Source organism: Colwellia chukchiensis, assembly GCF_002104455.1.
GTDB classification, from domain to species: domain Bacteria; phylum Pseudomonadota; class Gammaproteobacteria; order Enterobacterales; family Alteromonadaceae; genus Cognaticolwellia; species Cognaticolwellia chukchiensis.
The window spans coordinates 1-13701 of record NZ_NBOC01000013.1 but is presented as its reverse complement, the minus strand read 5'-3'; the positions used below and the strand labels follow the sequence as shown (position 1 = coordinate 13701).

The 13701-nt window shown below is 40.9% G+C and carries 12 protein-coding genes; 9 read left to right on the top strand and 3 right to left on the bottom strand.

What is annotated here, in order from left to right; translation table 11 throughout:
* Window positions 1-78: 78 nt before the first annotated feature.
* Window positions 79-1449: an MFS transporter gene (locus tag B6K83_RS13410; protein ID WP_085285441.1), complete on the top strand. Its 1371-nt coding sequence runs from the start codon at window positions 79-81 to the stop codon at window positions 1447-1449.
* Window positions 1450-1490: 41 nt separating this feature from the next.
* Here the strand turns inward: B6K83_RS13410 and B6K83_RS13405 are convergent, their stop codons facing one another.
* Window positions 1491-1979 (bottom strand): hypothetical protein, encoded by a 489-nt coding sequence (locus B6K83_RS13405; RefSeq protein WP_233144014.1) that lies wholly within the window; start codon window positions 1977-1979, stop codon window positions 1491-1493.
* Between the two features lie 243 nt (window positions 1980-2222).
* Here B6K83_RS13405 and B6K83_RS13400 point away from each other — a divergent pair, with 243 nt between their 5' ends.
* Both B6K83_RS13400 and pssA read left to right on the top strand, forming a co-directional pair.
* A complete protein-coding gene (locus B6K83_RS13400) occupies window positions 2223-4253 on the top strand; it encodes an NADPH-dependent 2,4-dienoyl-CoA reductase (RefSeq protein WP_085285439.1) in 2031 nt (676 codons plus the stop codon).
* 221 nt (window positions 4254-4474) lie between these two features.
* Window positions 4475-5806 carry a CDP-diacylglycerol--serine O-phosphatidyltransferase gene (pssA, locus tag B6K83_RS13395; RefSeq protein ID WP_085285438.1) on the top strand — a complete coding sequence of 444 codons (1332 nt, stop codon included), beginning with the start codon at window positions 4475-4477 and terminating at the stop codon, window positions 5804-5806.
* A 16-nt stretch (window positions 5807-5822) separates the two neighbouring features.
* On the opposite strand, the gene B6K83_RS13390 is transcribed toward pssA, so the two are convergent.
* Window positions 5823-6539 carry a substrate-binding periplasmic protein gene (locus tag B6K83_RS13390; RefSeq protein WP_158088358.1) on the bottom strand — a complete coding sequence of 239 codons (717 nt, stop codon included), beginning with the start codon at window positions 6537-6539 and terminating at the stop codon, window positions 5823-5825.
* Between the two features lie 255 nt (window positions 6540-6794).
* Here B6K83_RS13390 and B6K83_RS13385 point away from each other — a divergent pair, with 255 nt between their 5' ends.
* Window positions 6795-8735, top strand: a complete 1941-nt coding sequence (locus B6K83_RS13385) for a hypothetical protein (RefSeq protein WP_085285436.1) — start codon at window positions 6795-6797, stop codon at window positions 8733-8735.
* Between the two features lie 89 nt (window positions 8736-8824).
* Here the strand turns inward: B6K83_RS13385 and B6K83_RS13380 are convergent, their stop codons facing one another.
* Window positions 8825-9520 (bottom strand): 2OG-Fe(II) oxygenase family protein, encoded by a 696-nt coding sequence (locus tag B6K83_RS13380; RefSeq protein ID WP_085285435.1) that lies wholly within the window; start codon window positions 9518-9520, stop codon window positions 8825-8827.
* A gap of 203 nt (window positions 9521-9723) precedes the next feature.
* Here B6K83_RS13380 and B6K83_RS13375 point away from each other — a divergent pair, with 203 nt between their 5' ends.
* The 5 genes from B6K83_RS13375 to B6K83_RS13355 all read left to right on the top strand — a co-directional run bounded on the left by B6K83_RS13375 (window position 9724) and on the right by B6K83_RS13355 (window position 13620).
* Window positions 9724-10119 carry an acyl-CoA thioesterase gene (locus tag B6K83_RS13375; protein ID WP_085285514.1) on the top strand — a complete coding sequence of 132 codons (396 nt, stop codon included), beginning with the start codon at window positions 9724-9726 and terminating at the stop codon, window positions 10117-10119.
* Window positions 10120-10375: 256 nt separating this feature from the next.
* Window positions 10376-11041: a single-stranded DNA-binding protein gene (gene ssb, locus B6K83_RS13370; RefSeq protein ID WP_085285434.1), complete on the top strand. Its 666-nt coding sequence runs from the start codon at window positions 10376-10378 to the stop codon at window positions 11039-11041.
* Window positions 11042-11539: 498 nt separating this feature from the next.
* A complete protein-coding gene (locus B6K83_RS13365) occupies window positions 11540-12796 on the top strand; it encodes an HlyD family efflux transporter periplasmic adaptor subunit (RefSeq protein WP_085285433.1) in 1257 nt (418 codons plus the stop codon).
* A gap of 214 nt (window positions 12797-13010) precedes the next feature.
* Window positions 13011-13190: a bacteriocin gene (locus B6K83_RS13360; protein WP_085285432.1), complete on the top strand. Its 180-nt coding sequence runs from the start codon at window positions 13011-13013 to the stop codon at window positions 13188-13190.
* Between the two features lie 46 nt (window positions 13191-13236).
* Window positions 13237-13620: a hypothetical protein gene (locus B6K83_RS13355; RefSeq protein WP_085285431.1), complete on the top strand. Its 384-nt coding sequence runs from the start codon at window positions 13237-13239 to the stop codon at window positions 13618-13620.
* Window positions 13621-13701: the final 81 nt, after the last annotated feature.

Sequence of the window (13701 nt, the reverse complement as noted above, 5' to 3'; positions counted from 1 at the left end):
TGTTCATTAGGTGGGCGTGTTAAGATAGCTCGGTTTTTTCTCAGCTGAATTAAAGTTTATATAAGAGTTATCATATTCATGAGCGCATCCGGTTTAAATAGTATTGAAAAAAAAGCGGCATTTTCACTAGCCTCTGTATTTGGCTTACGCATGTTGGGTCTGTTTATGATCTTGCCGGTGTTTGCCATTTATGGCGAGCAGTTGATCGGTTATAGCCCAATTTGGCTTGGCTTAGCCATTGGCGCTTATGGCTTAACGCAGGCGCTGTTGCAAATACCTATGGGCATACTATCTGACAAGTTTGGTCGTAAGCCGGTGATATTAGCTGGTTTAGTGTTGTTTTTACTTGGCAGTATTGTCGCCGCTACCTCAGACACTATTTATGGTGTGGTTTTAGGGCGTGCTATGCAAGGTATGGGGGCAATTGCCAGCGCCATATTAGCCTTAGCAGCTGATTTAAGCCGTGAAGAACAACGCCCGAAAGTCATGGCCACCATTGGCATGTTTATTGGGCTGTCTTTTACCTTTGCTATGATCCTCGGGCCAATAGTGGCGCAAGCTTTTGGCTTAAGTGGCTTGTTCTGGTTTATTGCCGTGTTAACCATTTTTGCTATGCTGACGATTCAATTTGTGGTGCCTAATTCCATCAATACTGCGCCAAAAGGCGATAATGTTGCCTTGCCGTCAAAACTAAAAAGCTTAATGTTTGATGGTCAATTGTCACGACTTAATAGTGGTGTTTTTATTTTGCACATGGCCTTAACTGCGGTTTTTGTCACTTTACCTAAGCAATTTGTCGCTAATGGCTTGGCACTTGAGCAACACTGGCAACTGTATTTACCGACATTGTTTGGCTCATTTTTCTTAATGGTGCCATTTATGATCATGGCCATTAAAAAACAAAAAGAAACGGCGATGTTTAGCGCCGCGGTGGCACTACTTGCGCTGGCGCTGCTATTACTGTGGTATTTACCTAGCAGTATGACCAGCTTAGTGGTGTTAGTGTTGTTGTTTTTCACCGCGTTTAATTATCTTGAAGCCACTATGCCGTCAATATTGTCACGCCTTGCGCCAGCGGGTGTTAAAGGCAGCGTGATGGGCATTTATTCTAGTAGCCAGTTTTTAGGCGCTTTTGCCGGCGGCGTTATTGGTGGCTTTATTGCTAGTGAATTTGGCGAGCAAAGTATCTTTTTAGTCATGGCCGTTTGTACCATCCTTTGGCTACTGTTGAGCTTAGGTATGCAGCCATTACAAAAGTCGAAAGCGTATAGTTTCGCCACCAATATCAGCACTGAACAACAAGCACAGACGATAGCGCAAAGGTTGGCGTCAATGCCAGGGGTGATTGAGGCAACAATAATGCCAGATGAAGCCGTTGCCTATTTGAAAGTTGATGATCAGCTTGCTGACCTCAATCATATTAAAACACTCTTAAACCATGAGCTGTAAGTTAATTAAAACCTGCCGTTAGGCGAGTAGCCACCTCGTCGTTATTCAATAGCGCAGAGGTAGTCGGTTGTGGTTTTGCCGACAACCGTTAAGGTCACGTCATCGTCAAGCGATTGCGCTAGCAAGGCTGCGCCCATGGGTGATTGTGGCGTCAACAAAGTTATTTTATAGCAGCTTGATTGCTGCGTTAACTGGCAGCGATAACCGCCGGCAACCGGCACAATAAAATACCAATGCTGCTTGGCCTTATCTTGTGCCAACTGCACCAGCGAGCCTACTTTTACCGTCAACTCTTGCTCAGCTTGCGCTAATGCAAGCCGCTGTTGAAAGCTTGTTAAGATGTCAATGGCCTGACGAATTTTCGCTACTCGCTGTGATTGTCCTTGTGCGAGATAACTTTGCTCTATTGCTAACGTGTCGTACTGAGTTTCCGCAACTGATTGATCGTCGATTGCCCCTTGATGAGCTTGATTGGCCGCTGCTACCGCCAGTTGTAATTCTTGTGTAAGTTGCGCGCAAATTTCTACCAAGATGCGGCTTTTATCAATAGTTATAACGCGCCTCCGATTGCTACGTTTCGGCTATTTTTCATCGTAACCTAAAAGTAGGTTTTCCAACAATAACCGTCATCGTAAATGTTTGATCTGACAGGTGTCAAAATAAAGCTTGAGTTTTCGCCAACAAGCAGATATTTTATTCGTTAACTGGTACGACCAAAATTTATCAACTAGCTTTAAAGACAATTAACCAAGACAACGACAAAGTGACTGAATATGAATAATAATGCTGCGTTTCCACACCTATTAGCCCCTCTCGATCTTGGCTTTACCACCTTAGCCAACCGCGTTTTAATGGGCTCTATGCATACTGGTCTTGAAGAAGAAAAAGGTGGCTTTGAAAAGTTAGCCGCATTTTATCAAGCCAGAGCGAAAGGGGGTGTTGGCTTAATTGTTACGGGTGGTATTAGCCCTAACGCCCGCGGGCGCTTAACACCGTTTGGCAGTGAATTAAGTAAATTTTGGCAAGTCGGCAAACATAAAAAAATCACCGAAGCTGTGCATCAATACCCAACAAAAATATGTTTGCAACTATTACATGCCGGTCGTTATGCCTATCATCCGTTTAGTGTCTCTGCCAGTAAAGTTAAATCACCTATTAACCCCTTTACGCCATCAGCTATGTCGGTGCGGCAAATAAAAAATACCATTAAAGACTTTGCCTACTCGGCAAAACTAGCCAAAAGGGCCGGTTATGATGGCGTGGAAATTATGGGCTCAGAAGGCTACCTAATCAACCAATTTAGTTGCGTCAAAGTCAATAAACGCACCGATGAATGGGGCGGTAGTATCGAAAATAGAATGCGTTTAGCACTAGAAATTATTCGCGCCGTTCGTGCAAGTGCTGGTGATGACTTTATTATTATTTTCCGTTTGTCGATGTTGGATTTAGTGGAAGGCGGCAATAGCTGGCAAGATGTGGTGACTATGGCGAAAGGTGTTGAAGGCGCAGGCGCGACCTTAATTAACACCGGCATTGGTTGGCACGAAGCACGGGTGCCGACCATTTCCACCTCAGTACCGCGCGCGGCATTTACCTGGATCACTGAGCGGATGAAAAAAGAGCTGAGTTTACCGCTGGTCACCACCAATCGCATCAATACCCCAGAAGTAGCCGAAGAAATTTTATCTACAGGCCAAGCAGATATGGTGTCTATGGCGCGACCATTTTTGGCCGATGAAAACTTTGTCGCTAAAGCTGCGGCCAATAAAAGTGATGAAATCAATACCTGTATCGGTTGTAACCAAGCGTGTTTAGATCATGTTTTTAAGCAAAAACGGGCCTCTTGTTTGGTTAACCCCGTTGCTTGTTATGAAACAGAGCTTACCTTTGCCACTGCAAACACGAAAAAGAAAATTGCCGTTGTTGGAGCCGGCCCTGCGGGCTTAGCGTTTAGTGTGTATGCCGCGCAACGTGGCCATAAGGTTGAAATATTTGATCGCGCAAGTGAAATTGGCGGTCAGTTTAACTACGCCAAGCAGATCCCGGGTAAAGAAGAGTTTTATGAGACGCTACGTTATTTTAATAAACAAATTTCCTTACTTAACATTGGCTTAAATTTAAACCAAGAACAAAGCGCACAGCAACTTGCTGCCGCTGGTTTTGATGAAATCGTCTTAGCAACGGGTATCGTACCGCGAGCTTTGGATATAAAAGGTATTGAGCATGAAAAAGTAAAATCCTATATCCAAGTGTTGCGTGACAAAGAGCCGGTAGGTAAGCGTGTTGCTATAATAGGCGCCGGTGGTATAGGTTTTGATGTCGCAGAATATTTAGTGGAAGAAGAGTCGCTCACCACCCAACCTGAAAAATGGCTACAAGCTTGGGGCGTTGATAAAGACTATCAAGAAAATGGCGGCTTATTGGCAAAAACTATTGAGGAAAAGCCGGTTCGTGATATTTATCTATTGCAGCGCAAAACCAGTAAAGTGGGGGCAGGCTTAGGAAAAACAACCGGTTGGATCCATCGTGCAACCTTACAAAAAAATGGCGTAAAAATGTTGCCAGGCGTGACGTATCTTGAAGTAAATGAGCAAGGATTGGTGATTTCAATCGATGGTAAACAACAAACCTTAGCGGTTGATAATATCATTGTTTGTGCTGGGCAAGAGTCTGAACGCGGGCTTTATCTTGCCTTGAAAGCACAAGGTGTTGAGGCGCATTTAATTGGCGGTGCTAATGTTGCTGCTGAGCTTGATGCCAAGCGTGCGATACGACAAGCGGCCGAATTAGCGGCAAAAATCTAATTGAGTGAGTAGCTTAATAGCTGCACACGCCAGAGCTTAGTGTATTGGCAATAAAAATTGTTGCCCATAGCGGCAGTAAAAAATTTTGCCAGCAAATAAACTCAACTCGCAGCATAACTTGCGGTACAATCGGGAGAATTTACCTAAACAGCGCAATAATATAGACTGCATGAATAATAAAACTGCTGATTTACCCGCAATTATCGTGGGTATTGTTTAAAATGTTAACCCCTCATACGCGTACACCAATTGCGGCTGAAAATATTAGCATAGGCCATTCAGCCGCTGGCTTTAAAGAGCAGCTATTGGCAAAAATAGCGCAAGCGACGACACGAATATATATTTCTGCGCTGTATGTTCAAGATGATGAAGCCGGCCGTGAAGTACTTAATGCGCTTTATCAAGCGAAACAACAAACGCCGAATTTAGATATTTGCGTGTTCGTCGACTTTCATCGCGCACAGCGTGGTTTAATAGGTGACAAGCAGCACGGGGGAAATCGTGAGTTATATTTAGCGCTTGAGCAGCAACAGCAAGCCTCGATAAATATTTACGGTGTGCCAGTAAAGCGCAAAGAACTACTGGGAGTTTTACACTTAAAAGGCATGGTGTTCGATAATAGCTTGCTATATTCAGGTGCCAGTATTAACGATATTTACTTGCAACAAACGGGGCGTTATCGCCTTGATCGCTATTATTGCCTGCAAAGCCAAGCACTAGCCGATAATTTTTGCGAGTATATGCAGCGTTGTTTTATTGACTCAGGTTATGCACCACGATTAAATCAGGGCCCACTACCAGACGCTAAAACTTTAAAACGCAATATTATTCGTTTAACTAAGTTATTAAAGTCAGCTACTTATCAACCATTTCATGCTGAGCATCCATCACGAATAGCGGGGGATATTCAGGCGGCCATGTTTGTGGGGTGTGGTCGACGCAACAATCAACTGAATCGAGTTATTCGCGAGTTAGTACGCGGTAGCCGTGACGCGCTAATTATTTTTACCCCTTATTTTAATCTGCCAAAACCGCTGTTGCGAGACTTAGACGCTGCGCTTAAACGTGGCATTAAGGTGACTCTCGTTGTTGGTGATAAAAAGGCGAATGACTTTTATAATGCCGATGAAGCAAGCTTCTCGACAGTTGAAATTGTGCCTTATATTTATGAACGGCTTTTAGCGAAATTCTTAACTCGACGTCAAAAGTATTTGGATAATGGCAACTTAACCTTAAGGTTATGGCAAGATGGTACGAATAGTTTTCATTTAAAAGGTATGATAGTTGATGGGCGTTATCACCTGCTGACTGGTAGTAACTTAAACCCGAGGGCATGGGCGTTAGATTTAGAAAACGCCATTTTACTTGATGATAAAAAAGCGCAGTTGAGCGATAAGTTTAGTCAGGAATTTCAACAAATTATTGCACATACGCAAGTTATCAGCCAAGCGAATGAGATTGAGTCGGTGCAAAATTATCCTGATAAGCCAAGAAAACTACTGAGAAAACTACATATGGCACAAATAGATAAGCTATTAAAGCGTTTTTTGTAAGGTGAGCACTTAGCGCTTAGTTTTCGCTGACTATCTTGTCAAAATCAGCATGTAAATATTCTTGTGGGTTAGGAAAATATTGCTGGAGTTGCTTAAGCTTAACTAACTGCTTGATATTGCGATCATAGTGCTCTTTTAACTTATGCCCTAGTGCTGTTCTCGAGAAAGCTAAGTAGAGTCGCGCTTCTTTGCCGATAACTTGATGAGTGTAACGCGTTTCTGGATCAGCGAGCGCTAAATTAACTTTATAGGTTAATACTGCATCAACACGATTTTTTTCAATAAATTTTGCGCTATCGTCTATTAAGTCAAGGCCATAGAAATAGCTGCTTTGCGGTAAAAATTTTGCTAACCCGTAGTCTTTTCTACCCGCTACGGTAAGCCCAGCAAGATCTTCGATTTGTGTAATGTTATGCGCTTTGTCATCATAAATCACATATAACGGGTATTCTGTATCAAGGTGGTATTGCGGAAAAACTAGCTTGTGATTTGTTGAATGGTAACCGCCAACCAGTATGTCTGCACGTCCTGTTTCGACTAAATTTAACGCACGGCTCCAAGTGGTGGTTATCAACTCAAGCTGATAATCTTGGCCATAGACAGCTTTAACTATATCGCAATAAGTGCCAGTACCATTGGCGTTGGTATAGCCTAGCCATTCTTCGCTGACCACGGTCAACTTTGTTGGTGTCGCGAAACACTGGCTAATAAATAGCGCTGAAATCCATATCATTAATTTAATCATAGCGCTCAGTTTAACAGCAATTGCGATGATGCCAAGATGTAAGCACGAAAAAGTTAATAAAAACGGTTATTAATTGTGTAACGTGCGAAAGCTTTTACCCAACAAAGCAGTGCTCACGTGTAGGGTGTTGAAAAAATAATACCAATAAAACTGTTATTTAACCGCTATTTAGGTTAATTTGTCGAATAATTTTTCACGGGTTACACAGTAGTGGCTCGGTAACGGATTTTATGGAGAAATAAAATGGCATATGATTTTGGCTCTAAAGGCTTAGGTATTAAAAATCCCTTTAAACAAGAGGGGTTAATACGCACGCTAGGCGGCTTAGCCATTGCCGCTATTGGTTTATATAGCGTAGTTAAAGTAACGACAATAATTGAGCAAGATATGACGCAAGCATGGATATATGCCTTAGTGGGCTTAATATTGCTTGTATCTGGCTTGAAACGCATGGGTAGCGGCTTATTTCAATTATTTAAGTTTTTCGTTGGTCGTTCAGTGCCTAGCTCGCTATCGTATAACCTGACAAAAAGTGAAACAGAAAATGCCGAATTAGAGCGCAAAGAGCAAGTATTGGCGTATAAAGCGTCAACGCTAGAGTCTATGCTTATGGGGCGCAAAAATGCCACTTTTACTGAGCCACTAGGTTGGATGGGGCGTTTTGTACATTCAATTTTTCCTAAGCTTATTTTTTTACCCTACCCCATTCGCAATATATCGCAAGAAGTGGTGTCGGTACTTACCACTAGCCTTATCGCTTTTCTTGCATTTGGCTTAACTTATTTTGTTTCCTCAAGTGGTTTAGCTGGACAGGCAGGGCATATTATTATGCCGATTTTCTCAATTGTTATTTTGTTGTACCTTGTTAGTGCGTGGCGCAAAGCCGCTAATGCGGTTAGCTTAGACCGAGTTAAGCAACTTAATAGTGCCGGCGCTGCCAGCGTTGCTAAAATCATTACTTTTTCTATTGTGTTTCCTGTGGTTATTGGTGTTGGCTATTATTATCTAAGCCAGAATGTGCGCCTTGATGATAGCGTTTATCAAGTTGCAGATAGCATCGCCATATTTTCAGCGTGGCCGAGCTTATTTACCCTGATTGGGTTAGGGGTTGTGAGTACCGCTTTTGTCTTTTATTTAGTGCATATTCGTAGCCAGCAAAGCAGTACCAGCACTGAGGTCAGTGAATACCGTGAAAACTTGCAAGAGTCGGTTCACCCGAATGAAATTTTTATTAATATTGAAAATATCGTGCTGGCGAATCGTCGCTATAAAGAAATACCGAATCGCACCTATATGAATTTTGATCCGGTATTGGAAGAGCAAAGCCAAGGTAAAGGCTCTTTTTCTGGTGAGTTATTAATTGAAACCCAACCTGAGTATTCAACTGTAACGCAACCAGCAAGCTTTAACATTACTCGTTTGCTTAGTACTGCGTTAGCGCAAATACTCCTAGTGTGCGGTGCTTATTTGTTTTTTAGTTTAGCGTCGCAGGCGGCATCAGGGTTTGAGTTTTTACAAGGTTTTTTTAATAACATTGACTCTGCAACCCGTGCTGCAAATCGTGGTAACATTGCGCCGTTACAAGGCATGGTGACGGAAGTTTCTACACTGATTGTTGCTTTTGTTAGTACCTTGTTTTTATGGCAAATCGTTAATACTATCGGCCGAATGTTGGAAAATTTTTCCCATATATTTTGGGCAGAATTACAGTTTAACTCGTTACTCATGTATATGAAAACTGAAGGCACATTTGCTGAGTCAAAAATATCCACAGGTATGTCAATTCATGACTCAACCCGCAGTGAAAATGTCATTGTAAAATCATCAATTACTCCTTGGGTGGTTAGCTCACGCATTAGCTCAAGCACCTTTGCCACAAGTGGTGCACGCAATGTTGAAATGCCTCGCTATGTTATGTCGATGCGCAAAAACGACAGTGAATTAGCGGCGATTGTTGATGAAATTAAAGCGTTTTTGCGGGCTCGTGAAAATATTGCCGGTTTTTCAAACAGCGCAGATTTACAGCATGCAGAAAACATTTTAAAAGTGAATAATGCCTCGCGCTACAATCCAAACCAGTTAGGTAAAGACGATGAAGCGGCGGGTTTTTTACGCAATCAACCGCAGGTAGACTCGACAGATGATGAGAGCAGTGTCGAGCAGACAGAAAAGCTAAGCCAGTAATTGTTTGGTGCCATTAATGAAGCAAGCATAATCATAGTATTATGCTTTTTTTCGTCAAAATTACGCCCTATCGCCTAGGGCTTGCCGTATTAGCCAGTATAAATTTGCTGGGCTGGATTAAAGCTCACCCAAGAGGTTAATACATATTTATGATCAGAAACCGGAATGTTGCCACGGTGGGTATGGGTAAAGCCACACGGCGCAATCATCATAGTGCCGGCTTTAGGTTTAATGCTGCGCTCTTGATAATAAAAATCTGTTTCACCGCCGGTTTCAACGTCGTTTAAATAAATGATAAACAGTAGCATACGGTGTAAGGCTTTGTTCTCGCCTAACTGTGGAAATATTTCCGAGTGCCAATAGCCATAATTGCCTTTACCCTGTTCATAACGTTGAGCATTAATGGGCGCTAAATTAAATAAATATCTGATCAAGTTAAATAAATTAGGCTTACCCACTTCTTCAAAGTTATCGACGGTTAACAGCACAGGTTGTTTGGTTTTTGGGTGTTGGACCGTTAGTGATATACCACTAATTAAACTGAAAAAATATTTGCCAATATAGTCGGTGATACGCTCGCCACAAACTTGTAAAATGGTTTGTAAGGCAGGTTGAAACTCAGCATGTTGATTTAAATAAATGTCTTGGCTGAGCTTTTTACTAGTATCAACACCATTGCCAGTGCGACCAGCGACTTGATGTTGGCTATTATCAAAATCAACAATAAGCTTTTGACAAAACTCAGGGCTGAGGGCATTGGGGTATAATTCAATAAAATCTGTCATCATATCGTTCTTATTATTTATCTAGTAACAGCATACAACAAACCCGAATGAATTTAATTACCTAGTTAGCAATTTTAGGTAGAATGTCGCCATTAAAAATGTTGGTTAATATATTTTGCGCTGGTTATTGGCGTAATTACAGGCAGTTACTCTTAGCATTGCTCAATGAGATGCTTAGCACAGGTTTTTTAAAGGAAGTAGTCATGATTGAAGAAACAATTAAACCCAGATTTTGTGAGACAGACGGTTTAGGGCATATTAACAATACCGTTGTTGCACAATGGTTTGAAGGCGCAAGAGATCCGATATTTAAGTGGTTTACGCCAGATCTCAACTTAAAGGCCTGGAAATTGATCTTAGCGAAAACAACGGTAGAGTTTCATGCTGAGCTGCAATATGGCGCAGACGTTGAGTTAAAAAGCCATATTAGCCGTATTGGTAATAGCTCGTTTGATGTTTACCAAGAAGCGTGGCAGCAAGGAGTAAAATGCGCCTCGGGTACAGCAGTCATGGTGCACTTTAATTATCAGAGCAAAAAATCAGAGAAAATTTCAGCAACAGCGTTAGCCAGTATGCAACGCCATTACATTGAATTATAAAGACAAAAAATAAGCGAGCTAGCAGTTACTGAAAAAAAATGCACAACCGACGACATCAATACTAAAATCAAGCAAGGTGTTAGACAGTTCTTGGCGGATGAATTTTTGTGAAAAAATCTGTTAAAGCTAGCGTAATTTTTTACGCGTAGTGCTAGAATCGGTTAATCGTTTTAAAATTATTATTCTGAGTCTAAAGCGACTTGGAACGTGTCAAATCAGTAGAGTATGACTTTACTGCAATTATAGGATGTTGTTCATGGCTGGTGTCAATAAAGTAATCTTAGTAGGTAACCTAGGTAAAGATCCTGAGGTTAGATTCATGCCTAACGGGGGGGGTGTTGCTAACCTCACAATTGCAACTTCTGATAGTTGGAAAGACAAACAAACCGGCGAGCAAAAAGAAAAAACTGAATGGCACCGTGTGGTGATGTTCGGCAAGCTTGCGGAAATTGCCGGTGAATACCTGAAAAAAGGCTCTAAAGTCTATATCGAAGGTTCATTGCAAACACGTAAATGGCAAAACCAACAAGGCCAAGACCAATACACCACTGAAATAGTCGTACAAGGCTTTAACGGTACCATGCAGATGCTAGATTCGCGCGGTGGCGCGGCTGCCGGTGGTTTTAACCAACAAGCACCACAACAAGCGGGCAACTTTAACCAACAAGCAGCGCCACAACAAGGCGGTTATAATCAGCAAGCAGCACCTCAACAGGCTTATAATAAACCGGCACAACAAGGTAGTGGTTTTCAGCAGCAAGCGGCGCCACAACAACAAGGTGGCTTCCAACAGCAAGGTCAACAACAAGGTGGCGGTTTTCAACAACAGCAACCTCAACAAGGCGGCGGCTTTCAGCAAAATGCGCCAAAAGTAAACCCGCAAGAGCCGACAATTGACTTTGATGATGATATACCGTTCTGATCCGGGAAAAAATTTTAAATGTAAAGATGATTTTATTTAAAACCCTGTTTATACAGGGTTTTTTATTTGAGCGAGAAAAAAATTTATCGATAATTAAATTCAGTACATTTTAATTTAACCTAGTTGCTCCTTGTATTACATTATGAATATTAAACAGGCGGATATATTTCCATCGGCCATGAGTAAGAGTTACTTCAGAGGGATATTTCACATCAAAAAACGGATACTTGTATTGCTAAAGTATAAAGTTTTTTCTTCACAGGTTTATTGGCTATACCTAGCCTAGTTATTAAAAGTAAAGCGCTTTCACCATCATCACCTCTTTTGCTTACATACCTAAACCCTTAACTAGGGTTCAATAATGCATTGATAATCAAGCTTATTTTAATAATCGTGTTTGTCAGCAATACGCCTATTTTGTATAAAGTATATTTTTTTGACAGATTTCAATTTGTAGCATATGTTTAATGTACTTATTCGGTATTCAATGGATTTGAAATGTCGTTATTTAGAAAGGAAGCTATTTCCCACCAAAGTGAACGGTTAACTGGTGCTATAACCTTAGCCCAACCATTATCTCTCAAGTTAACTGTGCTCATGTTAGTAGCCGTGGCTATTGCTATTATCACTTTCCTTTTTAGTGCTGAATACTCTCGTAAAGCAACAGTGCGAGGCTTTTTAATGCCCAATAAAGGTGTTATTAAAAGTTTTGCTAATCAAGGTGGCACCATAGAAAAGCTATGGGTGCGCGAGGGTGATAAGGTTGTTAAAGGCCAATCGCTTGCGACCATTATCGTTCAGCAAAATAATAGCAAAGGTGTTGATTTAAGTACGCAGCTTACCGAACAACTTAATGCTCAAGAAAATTTATTACGCGATGAAATAGCTCAACATCAAGCGTTAAAAACACAAGAACTCCTCAACTTACAGACTCAGAAACGCGCTTCAGATAATGAAAAAAACGCCCTTGAAAGCCAACTTACTGTAGCGGCAGAAAAACTAAAGCTATTGAAAGAACAACAGCTTGATTTTAATCAACTCAATAAAAATGGCTTTTTATCTAATTTAGAAAAAGAACGTCAACAACAAGCGTTACTTGAAGCGAAACAAGAAAAACAAAATATAGCCCGTCTGTTGCTTCAGCATCAAAACCAGTTGAATCAAATCATCTTTAATCTAACCAATATTCCGCAACAATACGCCCTACGTATAAATAATTTAAAACGCCAACAGGCTGATATTCAGCGTCAACTAGCCCAAGTTGCCAGCAATTATCAATACACGATCACGGCAAGTAATAGCGGATTTATTACGGGTATTCAAGTGGTGGAAGGTGAAACCTTGTCGCAGTCAAAAGCACAAGCAAAACCATTGCTACATATTATCCCTGAAAACTCAGAGCTTGTTGCCGAACTGTTACTACCAACTCGTTCTGCGGGCTTTGTTGAAATTGGCAATAATACGCGGCTCCGTTTTGATGCTTTTCCATATCAGCGTTTTGGTTTTATCAACAGTGAAATTGTTCGTATTGATCAAACATTGATTATGCCCAATGAAATTCAACTCCCAATCTCATTACAAGAGCCTGTTTACCGTTTGCGGGCAAAGTTAACCCAACAACAAATGCAAGCATTTGGCAAAGCGTTTGATTTAAAAAGCGGCATGTTGTTTGAAGCCGATATTATGTTAGAGCAGCGCACCTTAATTGAGTGGTTACTTGAGCCAATTTACAGCTTGCGAGGTCGAGTAAGTTAATTGGGCTTTCGGTTTATGAAAATAAGAGTAAATAGAATTTTTCTGATGAGATTGCTTATTTAATAATAACAATCTTGATGGAAAATAGAGCGGCTGACTTTAGTCAACTTTAGCGAGAAAAACTAAAGACAGCCTAATTAACCGCCCATTCTTATGAAAGAATGAGCACATTAATCACCCGACACTCTTTACCAAAAAAAGAAAGGTCGGATAAATGGAGTATAACATTATGCGTGAATTTAACGAAATTCAAGAATTAACCACTGAAGAAATGAAACAAGTTAACGGTGGCTATTATTTAGATAATCCGGGATCTGAAGCTGGTAAAACGCTAAACGATCTAGGCGAATTAGGAGTGAAATTAGGTTCTTGGCTCTACGACGCTTGGAATTAATATTGTTTGCAGTGGGTTAATACCCACTGCCTTGACGGAGGTTGAATTGGAAAAAGTTAAAAATAACAAATTAGGTTTTACTATATCGATATTTTTTTTGTTCGGAATGCTTTTAAAGGAAAGTGTTTTATTTCCTATTGTGGCATTTTTTATCCTGAATGATTTTTATGCGAGCCAAGTTTCATATGTGTTGTTTGCTTTAATTGTTTCCTACTTACTATTTAAATACGTTATTTTACCTAATAACCCATTTAAAGCAGTTATTAGTGTAGAGGGAGTAAATGCATACAATACAGCTATTGCTATAATAATAGGGATTTTTTCTATAGCACTAGCTTTTTCTTTATGGGGAACTCAGGTTTTTGTGGTCGCACAATTCTCTGAGAGGGCGTTCAGAATTCTGTGTCAGCCTAAATTGCTAAATATCTAATACGCCATCTAACCTACCTTCGAAGTGGATGGCTAATTGTGACAGTGTCAGGTTCCAATTATGGATTGGCATTGTCCATTT